This is a genomic window from Parahaliea mediterranea, assembly GCF_017255185.1.
In the GTDB taxonomy this organism is placed as follows: Bacteria; Pseudomonadota; Gammaproteobacteria; order Pseudomonadales; family Halieaceae; genus JAFKCZ01.
On record NZ_JAFKCZ010000009.1, the window covers coordinates 202,359 to 221,163 of the forward strand.

General features: G+C 62.5%; 14 protein-coding genes and 1 tRNA gene. 2 read left to right on the forward strand and 13 right to left on the reverse strand.

The annotated features are described in order from the left end of the window. Window positions 1-3 precede the first annotated feature (3 nt). The 3 genes from JYP50_RS13925 to JYP50_RS13935 all read right to left on the reverse strand — a co-directional run bounded on the left by JYP50_RS13925 (window position 4) and on the right by JYP50_RS13935 (window position 3,450). Window positions 4-1,641 (reverse strand): alkaline phosphatase D family protein, encoded by a 1,638-nt coding sequence (locus tag JYP50_RS13925; RefSeq protein ID WP_206561151.1) that lies wholly within the window; start codon window positions 1,639-1,641, stop codon window positions 4-6. A gap of 130 nt (window positions 1,642-1,771) precedes the next feature. Then, entirely contained in the window at window positions 1,772-2,701 is a 930-nt protein-coding gene (locus tag JYP50_RS13930; RefSeq protein ID WP_206561152.1) for an electron transfer flavoprotein subunit alpha/FixB family protein, read from the reverse strand. Further along, window positions 2,701-3,450, reverse strand: a complete 750-nt coding sequence (locus JYP50_RS13935; protein WP_206561153.1) for an electron transfer flavoprotein subunit beta/FixA family protein — start codon at window positions 3,448-3,450, stop codon at window positions 2,701-2,703. The genes JYP50_RS13930 and JYP50_RS13935 overlap by 1 nt, the downstream gene beginning before the upstream one ends. A gap of 290 nt (window positions 3,451-3,740) precedes the next feature. Here JYP50_RS13935 and JYP50_RS13940 point away from each other — a divergent pair, with 290 nt between their 5' ends. Then, on the forward strand, window positions 3,741-5,393 hold the full coding sequence (locus JYP50_RS13940) for a 4Fe-4S dicluster domain-containing protein (protein WP_206561154.1): 1,653 nt from the start codon (window positions 3,741-3,743) through the stop codon (window positions 5,391-5,393). A 129-nt stretch (window positions 5,394-5,522) separates the two neighbouring features. Here JYP50_RS13940 and JYP50_RS13945 read toward each other — a convergent pair whose 3' ends face one another. Continuing rightward, window positions 5,523-6,074 carry a DUF1285 domain-containing protein gene (locus JYP50_RS13945; RefSeq protein WP_206561155.1) on the reverse strand — a complete coding sequence of 184 codons (552 nt, stop codon included), beginning with the start codon at window positions 6,072-6,074 and terminating at the stop codon, window positions 5,523-5,525. Window positions 6,075-6,125: 51 nt separating this feature from the next. Between JYP50_RS13945 and JYP50_RS13950 the strand changes: the two genes are divergently transcribed. Continuing rightward, complete coding sequence (locus tag JYP50_RS13950) at window positions 6,126-6,977, forward strand: hypothetical protein (RefSeq protein ID WP_206561156.1); 852 nt, start codon at window positions 6,126-6,128, stop codon at window positions 6,975-6,977. Window positions 6,978-7,201: 224 nt separating this feature from the next. On the opposite strand, the gene JYP50_RS13955 is transcribed toward JYP50_RS13950, so the two are convergent. From JYP50_RS13955 to JYP50_RS13995, 9 genes are all read right to left on the reverse strand, one after another. Next, entirely contained in the window at window positions 7,202-8,389 is a 1,188-nt protein-coding gene (locus JYP50_RS13955; protein ID WP_206561157.1) for a phosphoglycerate dehydrogenase, read from the reverse strand. Window positions 8,390-8,397: 8 nt separating this feature from the next. Then, a complete protein-coding gene (locus tag JYP50_RS13960; protein WP_206561158.1) occupies window positions 8,398-10,278 on the reverse strand; it encodes a SurA N-terminal domain-containing protein in 1,881 nt (626 codons plus the stop codon). Window positions 10,279-10,411: 133 nt separating this feature from the next. Further along, window positions 10,412-10,687: an HU family DNA-binding protein gene (locus tag JYP50_RS13965; RefSeq protein ID WP_206561159.1), complete on the reverse strand. Its 276-nt coding sequence runs from the start codon at window positions 10,685-10,687 to the stop codon at window positions 10,412-10,414. A 210-nt stretch (window positions 10,688-10,897) separates the two neighbouring features. Next, window positions 10,898-13,306, reverse strand: coding sequence for an endopeptidase La (gene lon, locus JYP50_RS13970; RefSeq protein WP_206561160.1), 2,409 nt, complete (start codon window positions 13,304-13,306; stop codon window positions 10,898-10,900). A 135-nt stretch (window positions 13,307-13,441) separates the two neighbouring features. Then, window positions 13,442-14,734 (reverse strand): ATP-dependent Clp protease ATP-binding subunit ClpX, encoded by a 1,293-nt coding sequence (gene clpX, locus JYP50_RS13975; protein ID WP_206561161.1) that lies wholly within the window; start codon window positions 14,732-14,734, stop codon window positions 13,442-13,444. A gap of 109 nt (window positions 14,735-14,843) precedes the next feature. Then, window positions 14,844-15,485 (reverse strand): ATP-dependent Clp endopeptidase proteolytic subunit ClpP, encoded by a 642-nt coding sequence (gene clpP, locus JYP50_RS13980; RefSeq protein WP_206561162.1) that lies wholly within the window; start codon window positions 15,483-15,485, stop codon window positions 14,844-14,846. Between the two features lie 70 nt (window positions 15,486-15,555). After that, window positions 15,556-16,875, reverse strand: a complete 1,320-nt coding sequence (gene tig / locus JYP50_RS13985; protein ID WP_206561163.1) for a trigger factor — start codon at window positions 16,873-16,875, stop codon at window positions 15,556-15,558. 250 nt (window positions 16,876-17,125) lie between these two features. After that, a tRNA-Leu gene (locus JYP50_RS13990) sits at window positions 17,126-17,210 on the reverse strand. Between the two features lie 227 nt (window positions 17,211-17,437). Next, window positions 17,438-18,520 (reverse strand): beta-N-acetylglucosaminidase domain-containing protein, encoded by a 1,083-nt coding sequence (locus tag JYP50_RS13995; protein ID WP_206561164.1) that lies wholly within the window; start codon window positions 18,518-18,520, stop codon window positions 17,438-17,440. Window positions 18,521-18,805 lie beyond the last annotated feature (285 nt).

An 18,805-nucleotide genomic window follows, 5' to 3' on the forward strand; every position in this document is an offset into this window, starting at 1 on the left:
CGCTCAAGCCACCCGGTGGACCCTGGGGCCCGTATGGGAACCGGAGTCCACCGCCCGGTGGGGCATTTTGAAACGGGCAACCGTCCTGGCCGCCCCCCTCTCCCTCACCGTGCAGTCAACTGCCACGCAACTGGCTTCCAGCATCTCCGCCGACAGGTGGAACCGCACGTATCCGCGGTCTTCGACATTCAGGTATTGCACCTGCGGATTTGCCTGCAGTGACTGACGCATCAGGTCGGGATTACCGGGGTAGCCCGAGGTGAGGCCCGTCGTGGCAAACTCCGCAGGCGCCGCGCGGCGGCTTTCGAGCCCGGGAATCCGCACCTGGTTTACCCAGAACGAGTGCCAGTCACCCGAGAGGAAAACGGGATTGGATACATTCGTTGACTCGATGTGCGACAGAATGGCTTTACGTTCTTCGGGATAACCGTCCCAGCCGTAGAGAAAGTGCGCCCCGCCCGGCGGCTTGAAATCATAGGGTGTCATCACGCAGGGCGTCACCATAAAATTCCACCTGCAGGCCGAACCCGCCAGCGCGTCCAGCAGCCAGGACCGCTGACGCTCTCCGAGCATGGTGCGCCCGGGCCGGTGATTGAGGTCGCACCGGGGTTTAATCGAGGTGTTATAGGCGCCGTCGATGGCCGGCGCCTCACCCGCGCCGCACACGCCCTGAGGGTCCTTGTACTGCCGGGTGTCGAGAAACACAAAGCGGGCAAGGTCGCCGAGGTCGAGAACAAAATGCCGTTTGAAGCCCTCCTCAAACAGCACGGGCGCCCCTGACAGCCGCACCGGCATGTGCTCATAATAGGCCTGGAACGCCGCCTGCTTACGGGCCTTTGGCGCCGTGGAATCCTCGATGCCATCGTGGTTGTCCAGCAGGCCGATCCAGGGGTGGGCGGCATGGGCCCGCTGCAGCTCGGTCTGCAGCTTGTACTGGCTGTGAAGTTCACGAAAATCCGCCAGGGATCGGGGATGGCCGACAACGTGCCGGCGTAGATAGCCGGGCTCGCCCCACACCGCGCCGGGTTTGTGCGGCCAGTCGTAAATATAATCGCCCAGGTGAATGACCAAATCGAGCTCATCTGACGCGATGTGCTCATAGGCGTGGAAATATCCCTGGGTATAGTCCTGGCAACTTACCGTTGCGAAGCGCAAGGCCGTATCCGGATCGCCCGCGCGCGGTGCCGGCAAGGTTTTGGTGCGGCCCGTCGCGCTGGTAAAACCCCCGGCGATAAAGCGGTAATAGTAGCGGGTTCCGGGCGCAAGACCGTCGACTTCCACGTGAACACTGTGGGCCAGTTGCCGGGCCGCCACCGCGATGCCCGAGGCCTTCAGCCGCCGAAAGTCCTTGTCATGTGCGAGCTGCCACTGCACCTGGAAGTCGGCATCGCGAAGTTGCGGGCCGCCAGCCAACTCCGGCGCAAGCCGCGTCCACAGTACCACCCCGTCCGCAAGCGGATCGCCCGAGGCAACGCCCAGCGTGAAGGGATCGGGGTAGTCCGCGGCATAGGGCGTCGCTGCGCGTGCCAGCGAGGACAAACCGAGACAGGCGGCATACTTGACCAGGTCTCTGCGCGAAACCCCGTGACTAGCGGACATCCAGGACACTACAACGTATGACTCAAATGCCGATTTTCTCATACCGCGCACGGGAAAATAAGCAAAAAACGTGGGCGAAGTGCGGCCTCCGGCACATGGAGCTGCGCCCGCGGAACACCCACAAAAAAGCCGGCGCAAGGCCGGCTTTTTCGCGACTTGGATGAAAGCCCTGTTACAGCTTGGCTTCCAATTCCGGCAGTGCGTCGAACAGGTCGGCGACCAGGCCGTAGTCCGCCACCTGGAAGATCGGTGCGTCCTCGTCCTTGTTGATCGCCACAATCACCTTCGAGTCCTTCATGCCCGCCAGGTGCTGGATCGCGCCGGAGATGCCCACCGCGATGTACAGGTCCGGGGCCACGATCTTGCCGGTCTGGCCGACCTGCATATCGTTGGGCACGAAGCCCGCATCGACCGCCGCGCGGGACGCGCCGATGGCCGCGCCCAGCTTGTCGGCGATGCCATCCAGCAGCTTGAAGTTGTCGCCGTTTTGCATGCCGCGGCCACCGGAAATCACCACCGGAGCGGCGGTCAGTTCGGGACGGTCGGACTTGGCCAGTTCCTCTCCCACAAAAGTGGAAATGCCCGCGTCGTGTACCGCGCCCACGGCCTCAACGCTCGCGGAACCGCCTTCTGCGGCGGCGGCGTCAAAGGCAGTGGTGCGCACGGTGATCACCTTCTTCGCGTCGGAGGTCTGAACCGTCGCGATTACGTTGCCCGCGTAGATCGGGCGCTTGAAGGTGTCGGCGGACTCCACGCCGATGATGTCCGAGATCTGCGCCACGTCCAGCAGGGCCGCCACGCGAGGCATGGTGTTCTTGCCGTTGCTGGTAGCGGGTGACACAACATTGTCGTAGTTGGCGCCAACCTCTGCGATCAGCAGCGCCACGTTTTCCGCCAGCTGATGCTCGTAAGCGGCGTTGTCGGCCACCAGCACCTTGTTGACGCCGGCCACGGCTGCTGCTTGCTCGCCGACCGCCGCACAGTTGGCGCCGGCGACCAGGATATCGATGTCCGCACCCAGGGCCTGGGCTGCAGTCACCGCGTTCAGGGTGGCGCCGCTCAGGGCGCTGTTGTCGTGTTCTGCAATTACCAGTGTGCTCATCAGATTACCTTCGCCTCGTTCTTCAGTTTGTCGACCAGCTGATCCACGTCCTCGACCTTGATACCGGCCTGGCGCTCGGCCGGCGGCTCGACCTTCAGTTGGCTCAGATGGGATTTCACTTCCACACCCAGGTCAGCGGGAGAGTAGACATCCAGCTGTTTCTTCTTGGCCTTCATGATGTTGGGCAGGGAGGCGTAGCGCGGCTCGTTCAGGCGCAGGTCGGTGGTAACGATGGCGGGCAGTTTCAGCTGCACGGTTTGCAGGCCGCCGTCCACTTCGCGGGTCACGTTGACGGTCTCGCCGTCGATCTTGACTTCGGACGCGAAGGTGCCCTGGGCCATATTGGTCAGCGCGCCCAGCATCTGGCCAGTCTGGTTGTTGTCGCCATCGATGGACTGCTTGCCCAGGATGACCAGCTGCGGCTGTTCCTTCTCGACCACGCCCTTGAGCAGCTTGGCCACGACCAGCGGCTCCACGCTGCCCTCGGTTTCCACCTGGATGCCGCGGTCGGCGCCCAGCGCCAGCGCGGTGCGGATTTGTTCCTGGCAGGCTTTTTCGCCCACGGACACGGCAATCACCTCGGTGGCCACACCCGCTTCCTTGAGACGCACGGCCTCTTCCACGGCGATTTCACAGAATGGGTTGATGGCCATTTTGACGTTGTTCAAATCAACATCACTGCCATCGCCTTTGGCGCGAACCTTGACGTTGTAGTCAACAACGCGCTTAACAGCAACAAGAACCTTCATGGATTCTCCAACAGATCAGAGTGAGCGGTGGGTTTCGGGGCATTGAGACCGGAAAAAATCGGTATAAACAGGAGGCCCCGCGTTATAACGGCCGAACATCTTGCCGCCAAAGCCGCAGCAGGTCAATAGCCGGGGAGGACACTAAAATTAACCGAATCGGTCATCGCGGCTATATGTACCATTCACCGCGTTTATGGTTATTAATCTTTAGAAATTATATACTTGCGACCCTTTACAACAGTCGGCAACTGCCGCGCCGGCTGCCACACAAATACAAAGAGGACAGGGTTGTGGAACGAGAAAGCATGGAGTTTGATGTTGTCGTTGTTGGCGCGGGTCCCGCGGGGCTGTCGGCCGCCTGCCGCATCATGCAACTGGCCAAGGAGAAAGAACAGGAAATCACGGTTTGCCTGGTGGAAAAAGGCTCCGAGGTCGGCGCTCACACCCTCTCCGGCGCGGTGTTGGAACCCCGCGCCCTGAACGAGCTGTTCCCCGACTGGAAAGAGCAAGGCGCGCCGCTGGCGACCGAGGTCACCGAGGACCGCTTTTTCTTCTACACCGGCGACAAGAGCGCCATCAAGCTGCCCAACTTCATGATTCCCAAGCCCACCCACAACGATGGCAATTACATCGTGTCCATGGGCAATGTCTGCCGCTGGCTGGCGGAACAGGCCGAGGGGCTCGGGGTTGAAGTCTATCCCGGCTTCGCCGCGGCCGAAGTACTCTACCACGAAGACGGCAGCGTCAAGGGCATCGCCACCGGCGACATGGGCATCAGCGCCGGCGGCGAGCAGAAAGACAGCTATATGCCGGGCATGGAGCTGCACGCCAAATACACGCTGTTTGCCGAAGGCTGTCGCGGCCACCTGGGCAAGCAGTTGATCGACAAATTCGCCCTGAGCGAGGGCAAGGACCCCCAGCACTACGGCATCGGCCTCAAGGAAATCTGGGAAATTCCCGCGGAGAAACACCAGCCCGGCCTGGTGGTGCACGGCCTGGGCTGGCCCCTGAGCGAAACCGGTTCCAGCGGCGGCGCCTTCCTCTACCACGCCGAGAACAACCAGGTGTACCTGGGCCTGATCGCGGACCTTAACTACTCCAACCCGCACATGGCCCCCTTCCAGGAATTCCAGCGCTGGAAGCATCACCCGGAGACCCTCAAGTACCTCGAGGGCGGCACCCGCCTGACCTACGGCGCCCGCGCGATCGCCAAGGGCGGCCTCAACTCGCTGCCGAAGATGCATTTCCCCGGCGGCCTGCTGATCGGCTGCGACGCCGGCACCCTGAACAGCGTCAAGATCAAGGGCAACCACACCGCCATGAAGAGCGGCATGCTGGCCGCGGAAGCAGTGGTCGAGGCGCTGGCCCAGGGCGAGTCCGCGCCGCGCGACCTCGCCGGCTTTGCCACCAAGCTTGAAGGTTCCTGGCTGCACCAGGAGCTGTACAGCACGCGCAACTTCTCCGGCTTCATGCACAAGCTGGGCACCCTGATGGGTTCCGCGATGGTGTGGATCGACCAGAATATCTTCGGCGGTAAATTGCCCTTCACCCTGCACGACACCGTGCCGGACTATGCAACGCTGAAACCGGCGGCCCAGTGCAAAAAGCCAGACTATCCGAAGCCCGATAACACCATCAGCTTCGACCGCCTGTCCTCGGTGTTCCTGTCCAACACCAATCACGAAGAGGACCAGCCCTGCCACCTGCAGCTCAGGGACCCGAACATTCCCCTGGCCCAAAACCTGCCGATGTACGACGAGCCCGCCCAGCGCTACTGCCCCGCGGGTGTCTACGAGATCGTGGAGGACGAAGCCGGCCAGCGCTTCCAGATCAACGCGCAGAACTGCGTGCACTGCAAGACCTGCGACATCAAAGACCCGGCCCAGAACATTACCTGGGTAACCCCGGAGGGCTTCGGCGGCCCGAACTACCCCAACATGTAAACCCAAAAAGGGGTCAGAGCCCTTTTATCACATGACGAAATGGGGTCCGAAATGGGGTCAGAGCCCTTTTATCGCATTAAGGGTACTGACCCCTTTTTAGGAAAAAAAGAGGGGAGCAGGCTCTTCGATCTACGCCAGGGGCCAGGTATTTCCGCTGCTGCGGATGGCGGGAACGCCATCCACTTCCTCGGCCTGCTCCACCAGCCTGTACCAGGCGGGGCGGGTGCACAGGGCGCTCAGTCCGTGGGGCAGGCGTATCCCCGCCACGCCGTCCCGCTCGCGGTCGAGAAACAGGGGATGCTCCGCGTCGATGGGATAACGTTTGCCGGTGTTCAGGGTCGCGGTATAGACGCCCTCCTCCCCGTCCGCGCCGGCCTCGATCTCAATAATGGTCAAGGGATGAGCCTCCACCCGCAGGCGCCATTTCTCAGCGGGCGTAACCAGGTAGTACTCCCCGTCGTCTTCCCGCCGCAAAATACTGGCGAACAGGCGCACAATGGCCTCGCGACGGATCGGGTCACCCTCGTGCCACCAGCTGCCGTCGGCGCGAATTTCGATATCGATATCGCCGCTCAGCGGCGGATTCCACAGGTGAATGGGCGGTTCGTCGAAGTTGCGGCGCCCCTTGACCTGCCGCTCCAGTGAGCGCAAGGGGTCTGGCGTGTCGGCTGGCTCTGGCATACATACTCCGGCTGCGTTATAACGGGGCAGTATAGCTTCTCAAGGGACAGCATGATCAATTGGACGCGCAAAAGACTCGTTAGGTGGCTGCAAAAGAAACGCCCGCTCCCCAGCACCCCGCTGAGCGACTTTGAGCGCATTCGCCACGAGGTCAAACCCTGCGATGTCATTCTCGTGGAAGGCCGCTCCCGGGTGAGCGAGGTTATCAAGCTGATTACCCAGAGCAGCTGGTCCCACGCGGCGCTCTACATCGGCCGCCTGCACGACCTGGAAGACCCCCTGCTGAAGGATCTGCTGCGCCATCACTATATCGGCACGGCAGACAAGCAGTTAATCATCGAGAGCGAACTCGGACTGGGGACGGTGGTGCGCCCGCTGACCACCTATGAGAGCGAACACCTGCGTATCTGCCGGCCGCGCAATCTGGGCTTTCACGACAGCCAGCAGGTTATCGCCTATGCCATCGGCAGGCTGGGCTCCGCCTACGACGTGCGACAGATATTCGACCTCGCGCGCTTCCTGTTTCCCTGGTGGATACTTCCGCGTCGCTGGCGCTCCAGCCTGTTTAAAAGCAATCCCGGCGCCAGTACCCACACCGTGTGTTCGACCATGATCGCGGAGGCTTTCGGCAGCATACAGTTTCCCATACTGCCACTGGTCAAACGGCTGGAGGGCGATCGCTACAAGCTCTATATGCGCAATCCGAAGCTGTGCACTCCCAGCGACTTCGACTATTCGCCCTACTTCGACATCATCAAGTACCCCTTCCTGGACTTCCACCAGTACGCCGACCAGCGTTTGCTGCCCTGGAGCGGCGCGGGAGAGCTGAGCGAGGACGAGCGGGCCTTGTACGTTTCGGCCGGGGCCACGTTGCCGGTGGAGACGGTGATTGACGAGGCGTGATGGGGCGGTAACGGGGTGGTCGAATGAAATCGACCCTACAGGGGGCGGGGGCGTGGTGGTCGAATGAATTCGATCCTACGGGGTGCGGGGCGTGGTGGTCGAATGAATTCGACCCTACAGGGTGCGGGGGCGTGATGGTCGAATGAATTCGACCCTACAGGGTGAGCCGCCTCCCGTGTAGGGTCGAATTCATTCGACCATCGCCTTCTTTCGACCGGTCCGGGTTACTTCCCGCAATCGCCGATCAGGCGAACGCTGGTAACGCCATCGAGGCCGCGCATCTGCGACAGCAGCGCTTCCGGTGGCGTGGTGTCGATGTCGATCAGGTTGTAGGCGACCTCGTCCCGGCTCTTGTTGAGCATGTCGATCACGTTAATGTTCTGCTCGGCGAGCAGCGTCAACACGCTGTTGAGCGTTCTCGGTACATTCTGGTTGGTGACCGCCAGGCGGCAGCCGCCGACCCGCTCCAACAACAGCGTGGGAAAATTGACCGAATTGCGAATGTTGCCGTTTTCGAGGAAATCTCGCAGCTGGTCCGCCGCCATCACCGCGCAATTGTCCTCGGCTTCGTCAGTGCTGGCGCCGATATGCGGCGTGAGGATAACGTCGTCGCGACCGATCAGGGCCGGGGTCGGGAAGTCCGCGATGTATTTGCGCAGCTGCCCGGCATCGAGGGCCTGGATCAGGGAGGCCTCGTCGACGATTTCCTCGCGGGCGAAGTTCAACAGGCAGGCGTGGGGCTGCATCGCGCTCAACAGCTCCGCGTTCACCAGGCCGCGGGTGGAGTCCAACACCGGCAGGTGCAGCGTCACGTAGTCACAGCGGGCGAACAGTGACGATAGCGCCTCGGCCTTGCGTACCTCGCTGGGCAGGCGCCAGGCGGCATCGACGGACAGGGCGGGGTCGTAGCCCACGACCTCCATGCCCAGGGTCAGGGCCATCTCGGCCACCAGGGAACCGATGGCTCCAAGCCCCACGACACCGAGGGTCTTGCCGTGCAGTTCATTGCCCTTGAAGCGCTTCTTGTTGGCCTCCAGGGTCTTGTTCAGCTCGCCCTTGTCGGTGAATTCGCCGAGGGTGTGTACGTATTCACTGCCGGCGACAATTCCGCGGGAACCCAGCAGCAGACCGGCGGCCACCAGCTCCTTGACCGCGTTGGCGTTGGCGCCGGGCGTGTTGAACACAGGGATGCCGCGGCGCGTACATTCCTCGACGGGGATGTTGTTGACCCCCGCCCCGGCGCGGGCGATTGCCAACACCGAGTCGGCAATGTCCGCCGGCTGCAACTTGTGGCTGCGCAACAGGATCGCCTCGGGATGCGAGAACTCACTGGCGATTTCGTAGCTTTCCCGCGGCAGGCGGTCGAGGCCGCGCACCGAGATCTGATTGAGAGTGAGGATCCGATTGGCCATGTTCATCCTTAATAAACCGTAATGTCCGCGGCCTTGCGCAGACCCTGCTGGTACTCCCGCAGCACCAGTTCGCCCAACTCGCGGCCGATTTGTTGTCGCAGCTGTTGCTGGCGCGGGGCCGACAGGCTGGCGTAACTACCGGGGCTAACCCGGGACACCTCGATTACCTGCGCATCCCCGGCAGCGGTCAGTGTAAAGTCGACCCGGGTCTCGCCCTCCGCCGGCGCGGGCAGGCGGAACGCGGCCGCCGCCACTGCCGGAGGCAACATGCCGGCGTCCTGTTCGGCGCCAATTTCAAGCTGCCACTCGTACCCCAGATCGTCCGCCACGTCTTCCACTGATTCACCCTGGCGAAGGCGAGCCACGGCCTGCTCGGCGCGCGCGCTGATGGCCTCCCGCACCTGCCGCTCGGTGATCGTCGCGACAATGTCCTCACGCACGCTATCCAGCGGCTGCAGCGCCGGAGGGTTGTGTTCGGCGACCCGCAATACCACAAACTGCCGCGGGCTCAGCTCCACCACTTCGCTGTTGTGCCCCAGCTCCAGCACATCCTCGGAGAACGCCGCGGACAGCAGCGACGGACTGGCGAACAGGCCGTCGAGCTGGTTGCGCGCCACGGGCTCGCTGCGCTGTACTTCCAGGTCCAGCTCCGCGGCCGGCCCCTCGAGATCCTGCGCGTTGAAGGCGATATCACGCAGCTCCTCGACCGCGCTCAACAGGCGGGCCCTGGCCTCCCGTTCGCGAATGCGTTGCTCCAGCTCGGGGCGCAGCTCGGCGAGGCTGGGCGCGTCGCCGTCACGGCGCTCGGTCACCTGGATAAAGTGCGTGCCGGCATCGGTCTCCACCGGCGGCGACACCGCGCCGACCTCAAGGCTGGCAATCGCTTCTTCCATTGCCTCGGGGAAGGCATCGCCACCGCTAAACCCGAGGTCGCCACCGGCGGAGGCCGAGCCCACGTCGTCGGAATACTCCCCTGCCACCGCGGCGAATGCCTCGCCGCCATCCAGGGCGCTCTGCACGGCTGATACCCGGGCGGAAAAATCCGCGTCGCTCTCGCCCTCGCCCCGGGTCAGCAGGATATGCGAAACCCGGTTTTCGGTGCGGTACTGGTAACTGTTCTTTTCCTGCTCATAGAGCGACTGCAGCTCGTTTTCGTCCACGGGCTCGAAAAAGTCTTCCAGCGCCAGCTCAATGTAGTTGAGCACAACGGTCTCGCGGCTGTAAAAATCGGATTCATTCTCGCGGTAATAGGCCTCGATCTGCTCCTCGCCGACCTGCACGTCTGTCTGCGCGCTGTCGTAGGGTATGGTGAGGTAGCGCACATCGCGCTGCTCGGCCACGATGCTCGCGGTCAGATCCAGCTCGGCGGGCGTGGCAAACTCGCTGCCCACCAGGCCGCTGCGCAACTGGTTGATGACCAGGTCCTGTTGCAGGCCGGCCTTGAAGGACGACGGCGTGAACCCGGCCTGGGCCAGTGCGCTTTTGTACACTTCGGGGGAAAACTCGCCATTCATCTGGAACTGTTCCATGCCAGCGATAATGCGTCCGAGTTCGCTCTCGGATACCGTCAGTTTCATATCCCCGGCGGACTGTGCCAGCAAGCGCCGCTGTATGATGCCCTCCAGGGCCTGCCCGCTCAGTCGCTGGTCGTCGAGCAGTGCCGGGTCGATATTCTCCCCGAGCATGGCGATCAACTGCCGCTTCTGGGTATTAACCATCTGCTGCACTTCCTGGGGACTGATTTCCTCCCCATTGACCTCGGCGACACCCGAGCTACCGCCACCGAGCAAGATGGATTCGATACCAAAGCCGGCAAAGGCGATAACAATGAGCCATACCACGATCTTGGCCGCGGTACCCTGAATATTCTGGCGTATGTCCTGGAGCATTTTTGGGGAGTCCGTTAAAAAACCAGTGCGCTTTTATACAAAAAAGCGCACTGGGTAGTGCGCTTTTGAGGTTGCTGCAAGCCGGTGGCTGCGCCTACGAGGGGCGAGTGCCGCCGGGTTCGAGCCTATTGGCTCAGGAGTTTACCGCGTCTTTCAGCGCCTTGCCCGCCTTGAAGCCGGGGACATTGGAGGCGGCAATCTGGATGGTCTGCCCGGTTTGCGGGTTGCGACCTTCGCGCGCGGCGCGGTGCTTGACGGCAAACGTGCCGAAACCAACCAGGGAAACCTGGTCACCTTTGGCGAGTGCCTCGGTGATACTGTCTACGACGGCATCCAGGGCACGGCCAGCGGAGGCTTTGGGCAGATCGGCAGCCGCCGCGATTGCATCAATAAGTTCGGTCTTGTTCACACTTATCCCCTTGGAAGTTATAGGTGAAGTTCTAGTTGACCCCGCGGGTGGAGCCGCGGGCTTTCTTCAGAGTGTACGGTCGACACTTCGCGATGAAACAGAGCCGGGAAATAACTGGGTGAGCAGTGTAAAAACCCGGCCCCACGGTCACTCATTCAGACGGCTGACTTTATACCAGAGCCCTGACAACGGTCAACCGCGAGCCCCCGTTTAATGCGTGTTTATGCGGCTTTGCTCACCCTGTTCCTCCTCGGACGAGCCGGTGATCGTGCCGGCCAGGTACTCTTCGTCGGTGAGCGGTTCCGGCATGTACTCCAATGCAATGGCGAGCACTTCGTCGATCCACTTGACCGCGCGAATCTCGAGATCTTCCTTGATGTTGTCCGGAACTTCCTTCAGGTCGCGTTCGTTTTCCTTGGGAATGATCACGGTCTTGATGCCGCCGCGTCGCGCGGCCAGCAGTTTTTCCTTCAGGCCACCGATCGGCAACACCTCGCCACGCAGGGTGATTTCGCCGGTCATGGCCACGTCCGCGCGTACCGGAATACCCGTGCACACCGACACAAGCGCGGTGCACATAGCGATCCCCGCACTGGGGCCATCCTTGGGAGTGGCACCTTCGGGAACATGAATGTGCACGTCGTGTTTCTCATGGTAACTTGCGTTGATACCCAGCACCTGGGAACGACTGCGCACCACGGTCGTGGCCGCCTGGATGGATTCCTGCATGACGTCGCCGAGTGAGCCGGTTTTCACATGCCGCCCCTTGCCGGCCACCGACACCGCCTCGATGGTCAGCAGCTCGCCGCCGACCGAGGTCCAGGCCAAACCGGTGACCTGGCCGATTTTGTTCTCTTCCTCGGCGATACCGAAGTTGAACTTGCGCACGCCCAGCAGGTCACTGAGCATCTCGCGCGTCACCGCCCCGCCCTCGCTGTCGCCGAGAGCAATGGCCTTGACCATTTTCCGGCACACCTTGGCGATTTCGCGCTCCAGCGCGCGCACGCCGGCCTCGCGGGTGTAGTAACGGATGATGTCGATGACCGTGTCTTCCGGCATCTCGATTTCATCTTTTTTCAGGCCGTTGCGCTTGATTTGCTTGGGGATCAGGTAGCGCCGGGCAATGTTGACCTTCTCGTCCTCGGTGTAACCCGGAATACGGATCACTTCCATGCGGTCCAGCAGCGGACCGGGGATGTTCATGGTGTTGGAGGTACACACGAACATCACATCGGAGAGGTCGTAGTCCACCTCCAGGTAGTGGTCGTTAAAGGCGTGGTTTTGCTCCGGGTCCAGCACCTCGAGCATCGCCGAGGCGGGATCGCCCCGGTGATCCATGCCCATCTTGTCGATCTCGTCGAGCAGGAACAGCGGATTGCGCACCCCGGCCTTGGCCATTTTCTGCAGCAATTTACCGGGCATGGAACCGATGTAGGTGCGGCGGTGGCCGCGAATTTCGGCCTCGTCGCGCACACCACCCAGGGCCATGCGCACGAACTTGCGGTTGGTGGCGCGAGCCAGCGATTCGCCGAGGGAGGTCTTGCCGACCCCGGGCGGGCCCACCAGGCACAGCACCGGCCCCTTCACCTTGCGCACGCGCTTCTGCACCGCGAGGTATTCGAGAATGCGCTCCTTCACCTCTTCGAGCCCGTAATGGTCTTCGTCGAGAATGACCTCGGCGCGCTTGAGGTCGTGCTTGACCTTGCTGCGCTTGGCCCAGGGCACCGACACCATCCAGTCGATATAACTGCGCACCACCGAGGCCTCGGCGGACATCGGCGACATCATCTTCAGCTTCGACAGCTCGGACAGCGCTTTGTCGCGCGCCTCTTCGGGCATTTTGGCCTCGTCGATACGCCCTTGCAGCTCATCCAGCTCGTTCGGCGCCTCGTCCATCTCGCCGAGTTCCTTCTGGATGGCCTTCATCTGCTCGTTGAGATAGTACTCGCGCTGGCTTTTCTCCATCTGCTTCTTGACGCGGCCGCGGATGCGCTTTTCCACCTGGAACAGGTCGATCTCCGCCTCCATCAGGCCCATCAGGTGCTCCAGGCGGGCGCGGATATCGGACATCTCGAGAATCTTTTGCTTCTCTTCCAGATCCACGCTCATGTGGGCGGCGATGGTGTCCGCCAGGCGGCCGGGCTCGTCGATGCCGGTCAGCGAGGTCAGCACCTCGGCGGGCACTTTCTTGCTCAGGTTGACGTATTTCTCGAACTGGCCGACGGTGGAGCGCAACAGCCCCTCGACCTCGTCCTCGGGAATCTCGTCGCTCTCGATCTCGCGCACCCCCGCCACCGCGAAGGCGCCCTCGTCGTCGACGCTGTCGACCACCGCGCGGTAACCGCCCTCGACCAGCACCTTGATGGTGCCGTCCGGCAGTTTCAGCAGCTGCAGGATATTGGACACGGTGCCCACCTGGTAAATGTCGTCGGCGCCGGGGTTGTCGTCGGCGGCATCGCGCTGCGCGACAAGCAGCACCTGCTTGTCACTGGCCATCGCGTCTTCCAGCGCCTCGATGGATTTCTCCCTGCCGACGAACAGCGGCAGCACCATGTGCGGGTAGACCACCACATCGCGCAGCGGCAACAGGGGAAGTTCGATGACTGAGGAAGCACCCATAGTAATCTCCGGGTTGGGGGGGAATATCAGGCCAATACCGTTATATGGGGCCGTATGGGGACAACACAAGGGTCGCCCTGCCTGCTTCGCCCCTGGGCGCACCCCGGGATGGCCCGGAGTGCGCGGAAGGTCCCGCTAGTCGTCCGTGGACGCCGCGCGGGCCGCGGGCTCGCTGTTCTGGTACACCAGCAGGGGCTCGGAGTCGCCGCGAATCACGGATTCGTCGATCACCACCTTGCTGACATCATCCCGCGAGGGGATGTTGTACATGGAGTCCAGCAACACGCCCTCGAGGATCGAGCGCAGGCCGCGGGCACCGGTCTTGCGCTCCATGGCGCGCTCGGCGATGGCGCGCAGGCCGTCCTCGCGGAAGTCCACCTCGACCCCCTCCATCTCGAACAGCTTGCTGTACTGCTTGGTGAGGGAGTTCTTGGGCTCGGTCAGGATTTTGACCAGCGCCGCGACATCCAGTTCCTCCAGGGTCGCGATTACCGGCAGACGCCCCACGAACTCGGGGATCAGGCCGTACTGCACCAGATCCTCGGGCTCGAGGTCGAACAGCAACTCGCCGACATTGCGGCTCTCATCCTTGCTCTTGACCTCGGCGCCGAAACCGATCCCGCCCTTTTCCGAGCGGTTGCGGATCACCTTGTCGAGGCCGGCGAAGGCGCCGCCACAGATGAACAGGATATTGGAGGTGTCGACCTGCAGGAATTCCTGCTGCGGGTGCTTGCGGCCGCCCTGGGGCGGCACCGAGGCCACGGTGCCCTCGATCAGCTTGAGCAGGGCCTGCTGCACACCCTCCCCCGACACATCGCGGGTGATGGAGGGGTTGTCGGACTTGCGCGAGATCTTGTCGATCTCGTCGATATAGACAATGCCCACCTGGGCCTTTTCCACATCGTAGTCGCACTTCTGCAGCAGCTTCTGGATGATGTTCTCCACATCCTCGCCCACGTAGCCCGCCTCGGTGAGGGTGGTGGCGTCGGCGATGGTGAAGGGCACGTCCAGCAGGCGCGCCAGGGTCTCCGCCAGCAGGGTCTTGCCGCTGCCGGTGGGGCCCACCAGCAGGATGTTGCTCTTGCCCAGCTCCACGTCCTCGCCGCGGCCCTGGCCGTGGCGCAAACGCTTGTAGTGGTTGTACACGGCGACAGACAGTACCTTTTTGGCACGCTGCTGGCCAATCACATACTCGTCCAGGATCTCGTTGATTTCCCGGGGTACCGGCAGGTGCTCCTGCTTGGCGTCGGAGCCGCTTTCCTGGACTTCTTCGCGAATAATATCGTTGCAGAGATCGACACATTCATCGCAAATGAAGACCGATGGTCCGGCGATCAGCTTGCGTACTTCATGCTGGCTCTTGCCGCAAAACGAGCAGTACAGCAGTTTTCCGCCATCATCGCCGGATTTGGTGGTTTCGTCACTCATTCAATCGACCTACGTACTTCCTATCGAAACTTCGCGTGCTACGACCCTAAGATGATGTTTTTTACCCGGCTTTGCAAGCCCGGCCATTCTCTCGGGGTCGGCCCGCGACTTACTGGCTGGCGGCCGAGCGGCTGGTTACCACCGCGTCGATCAGGCCATATTCGCGGCTCTGCTCGGCGTTCATGAAGCGGTCGCGCTCGGTGTCGCGTTCGATAGTCGCGATATCCTGACCGGTGTGCTCGGCCATCAACTGGTTCAGTCGCTCGCGGATAATCAGGATTTCCCGGGCGTGAATATCGATGTCCGTCGCCTGGCCCTGGGCGCCGCCGCTGGGCTGGTGGATCATGGTCCGCGCGTTGGGCAGGCACAGGCGCTTGCCCTTCGCGCCGCCACACAGCAGGAAGGCGCCCATGGAAGCGGCCTGGCCGATGCACATGGTGCTGACGTCGGGCTTGATGAACTGCATGGTGTCGTAGATGGACAGCCCCGCCGTCACCGACCCGCCGGGCGAGTTGATGTAGAGGTGGATGTCCTTGTCGGGGTTTTCCGACTCCAGGAACAGCAGTTGCGCCACGATCAGGTTGGCCATCTGGTCCTCGACCGGCCCCACGGCGAAAATCACCCGCTCCTTGAGCAGGCGGGAATAGATATCATAAGAACGCTCGCCCCGGGAGGTCTGCTCGACCACCATGGGTATAAGGCCCAGGTTATTGATGGTGTTCTTGTTGTAACCGTCGAACTGGTTTGGCATTTGGTCGCGTCCCCGTGATGAATTTTGGGTGTGGAGGGGCGGCCTCGGCGGCCGCCCCGGGGAGCGCGCCTCAGGCTTCCGGCCGTGCCTGGCCGATCGCCTCCTGATAGCTGCACTCCTGCTCAGTGATTTGGGCACTCTCCAGCAGTTTTTCAACCACCGCATCTTCCAATACCTTGGATTCTACGGAAGACAGCTGCTCCTGGTTTGAATAGTACCAGTTGACCACCTCTTCCGGCTCCTGGTAAGTGGATGCCATTTCCTCGATGGTCGCGCGCACCTGGTCGGGGTCGGCCTTGAGCTCGAACTGGCTGATCATCTCCGACAGGATCAGACCCAGCTTGACCCGGCGCTCGGCGTTCTCCGCGAACATCTCGTCGGGCAGCAGCGATTTCAGGTCGAGGTTCTGGGCCGCGCCGCCGAACTGCTGGAAGGTCTGCTGGCGCAGCACGTCGACCTCCTGGCTAATCAGCGCACGGGGCACTTCCAGCGCCTCGTGGGCCTCGATCACGGCGTCCATTACCTGCTGCTTGACCTTGCCCTCGATGGCGTTTTTCAGCTCGCGGGCCATGTTCTCGCCCACTTCCTTGCGGAACTGCTCCTCGCCGCCCTCTTCCACGCCGTAAAGCTTGAACAGGTCCTCGTTCAGCTCGGCGGGAGTCAGCGCGGTGACCTTGTTGAGCTTGATCGCGAACTCCACGGCGGCACCCTTGAGGTCCTCGTTGTGGTAATCCTCGGGGAAGGTCAGGGAGAGGGTTTTTTCCTCGCCGGCTTTCATGCCCACGATGCCGTCCTCAAAACCCGGGATCATGCGCCCGGAGCCCAGTTCCAGGTCGGAGCCTTCCGCGCTACCGCCCTCGAAAGCCTCGCCGTCCTTGGTGCCGGCGTAGTCGATATTGACCTTGTCGCCCTCTTGCGCGGCGCGCTCGACCTCGTCCCAGCTGCCCTGCTGCTTGCGGAACACCTCGATAATGTTATCGACGTCCTCATCGGTGACTTCGGCAACCGGCTTTTCCACGGCGAAATCTTTCATTTCCACCAGGTCCACTTCCGGGAACACCTCGAAGGTGGCCACATACTCCAGGTCCTTGCCGGCCTCCAGGGTTCTGGGCTCAATGCTCGGCTGGCCGGCGGGGCGCAGCTTTTCCTGCACCACCGCCTCCTGGAAGGACTGGCTCATGACCTCGCCCAGCACTTCCTGGCGCACGCCCTGACCGAAGCGCTGGCGCATGATTTTCATCGGCACCTTGCCCGGGCGGAAGCCCGGCAGACGGACATTGCCGGCCGCCTTTTGCAGCCGTGAATCGACTTCGCTGTCGACACGCTCGGCGGGTACCCCGACGGTTAAACGACGCTCCAGACCCGAAGTCGTTTCAATAGAGACCTGCATGGTTATTCCTCACAATCCGAAAAGAGTCGGGCGACCCGCGCCCGGGTGTTCACGCGGCCGCCCACACAGGCTCCGCTGGAAACTGTATTTACAGGCTGTTGAAAACGGCCCGTTCCGCCCTGCGTCCGGGTATCCGCTTCAACACCCTGCAACGCCAGGTGCCCGCCTCGCGGACACCTGCCGCAAGGTGGCTTGAAAAAGCGGCTTGAAAAGCCTTGTGACAGGCGTTTTCAATACCCCATACAAAACATGGTGCGGAAGGGGGGACTTGAACCCCCACACATTGCTGCACTAGAACCTAAATCTAGCGTGTCTACCAATTCCACCACTTCCGCATGTTCTCGCCGCCCCGCTGCCAGCCGCGCCAGGGCGGCCCGCCGGTCCTTATTTAGAGGCGCCCTTACAAAGACACCCTAAGCGATTGATTTCCCGGTATTAAAATGCCGAAAAAACTGTGATTGGGCGGAGTTACAAGGGCGCAGATTCTGCCACAAAGCGCCCCCCCGTTCAACTGCGGCGCGCGCAGCGCAAAGCCAGGCGCCGCGCGGCCTTGCGCCTGGCCTCAATCGGTGAGACAGGCCGGATCGAAGGCGAACTCGCCGCGCAGCCAAGCCGCCACCTCCGCGGCCGCGGGGCCGGGCAAGTCGGCATACTCGGCGGCCAGCGCCCGGCGCCTGTCCGGCGCGATACCATCCAGGCCCTCGCGCTGGAACAACGCCCCGTCGCGCCGCAGGCGCGTCCACAGGGACGCCCCGAGCTCTCGCGCCTCCCAGTCAGCGGGCGGGCGCGCGGTGGCGTGCAGCTCGGCGAGGCCCCGCAGCGCCGGCAGCGACAGCCAGGCCTGGTTCATGGGGTTGCAGAAATGCCCCGCCAGGCGGCTCCGCAGTCCCGGTTCGCGGCCCGGCAGCGGCTCCAGGTAAAGGTGCTTGCTGCGCAGGGCGCCGTCATTCACCGGGTAGTTGTCCCACAGGGTCAGGGGCCGCCCGAAGGCGCGCGCCAGCGGCGCCAGGTCGGCGGTCGAGATGCGCTCCGCGCACACCCGGTTCCCGGTCCAGAAAATGTCCACATCCGCCGGCAGCAGGCGACCCAGCCTGCTCCAGTAGTCCGCCGGCATCGCGCCAAAATGCTTCTCCAGCACCGGGTCGCAAGAGTAATAGGTGGGGCACATCAGCAGGCGCGTCCGCGGCGACCAGGCCCGCACATCGGCGACAATTTCCGCCTGCCGCTCGGCCAGATCGGGAACGTCCCCCGGCATGTCGTCGAACAGCAGGGCCAACAGGTCGCCGCGCAGCTCCTGCAGGCGCCGTATCTTGTCTCGCAACTGGCGGCGCTCGGTATCGCCATAGCGACGGTAGAGGGCAAAGGGCGACAGGCCGACCCCGAAGTGCAGGCCCGCCCCGCGGAAGCAGGCGGCCAGCCCGAGGAGTTCGCGCCACCGGGGCCGCGGCCAATGACGCTGCCACTGCCGGCGCAAGAAGGGGTCGGCCTTGGGGCAGTAGAGGTAGCTGTTGAGCCCGAGCCGCGGCAGCAGGCGGGCATAGGCGCGGCGATCGAGGTCGCGCCAGGGCCGCCCGTAGAAACCCTCGACCACCCCCGTCAGGAAGGGCCGATCGCCGCCGGGCGCCTCCATGGGCAGCGCTGACATTCCCGCTCCTTATATCTGAATATAATTGATCGTTATTTCAATATTTCGAAATAAGCTAAAAATCAGAACCGCAACTGTGGAAAATTGCCACCCATGAGCGATACTTAGAGCGTGGCTGTCTATCCCCTAGTTCAAACGGGCAGTCACAGGGAGCACACCCAATGCTCCTTCAGGGAAGCAATTCCTTTATGTTTCACTCCTAATGGTCTTATTGGGTCCCAAACGGGACCCATTTTTTTGATCATTAGACATTAAAATTCAAAGAGTTGCGAGCCTTTTCAAGAA

Coding starts and splice junctions, on each gene's coding strand:
- JYP50_RS13925 (WP_206561151.1), bottom strand. CDS start 1,641: ATGAGAAAATCGGCATTTGAGTCATACGTTGTAGTGTCCTGGATGTCC.
- JYP50_RS13930 (WP_206561152.1), bottom strand. CDS start 2,701: ATGAGCACACTGGTAATTGCAGAACACGACAACAGCGCCCTGAGCGGC.
- JYP50_RS13935 (WP_206561153.1), bottom strand. CDS start 3,450: ATGAAGGTTCTTGTTGCTGTTAAGCGCGTTGTTGACTACAACGTCAAG.
- JYP50_RS13945 (WP_206561155.1), bottom strand. CDS start 6,074: ATGCCAGAGCCAGCCGACACGCCAGACCCCTTGCGCTCACTGGAGCGG.
- JYP50_RS13950 (WP_206561156.1), top strand. CDS start 6,126: ATGATCAATTGGACGCGCAAAAGACTCGTTAGGTGGCTGCAAAAGAAA.
- JYP50_RS13955 (WP_206561157.1), bottom strand. CDS start 8,389: ATGGCCAATCGGATCCTCACTCTCAATCAGATCTCGGTGCGCGGCCTC.
- JYP50_RS13960 (WP_206561158.1), bottom strand. CDS start 10,278: ATGCTCCAGGACATACGCCAGAATATTCAGGGTACCGCGGCCAAGATC.
- lon (WP_206561160.1), bottom strand. CDS start 13,306: ATGGGTGCTTCCTCAGTCATCGAACTTCCCCTGTTGCCGCTGCGCGAT.
- clpX (WP_206561161.1), bottom strand. CDS start 14,734: ATGAGTGACGAAACCACCAAATCCGGCGATGATGGCGGAAAACTGCTG.
- clpP (WP_206561162.1), bottom strand. CDS start 15,485: ATGCCAAACCAGTTCGACGGTTACAACAAGAACACCATCAATAACCTG.
- tig (WP_206561163.1), bottom strand. CDS start 16,875: ATGCAGGTCTCTATTGAAACGACTTCGGGTCTGGAGCGTCGTTTAACC.
- JYP50_RS13995 (WP_206561164.1), bottom strand. CDS start 18,520: ATGTCAGCGCTGCCCATGGAGGCGCCCGGCGGCGATCGGCCCTTCCTG.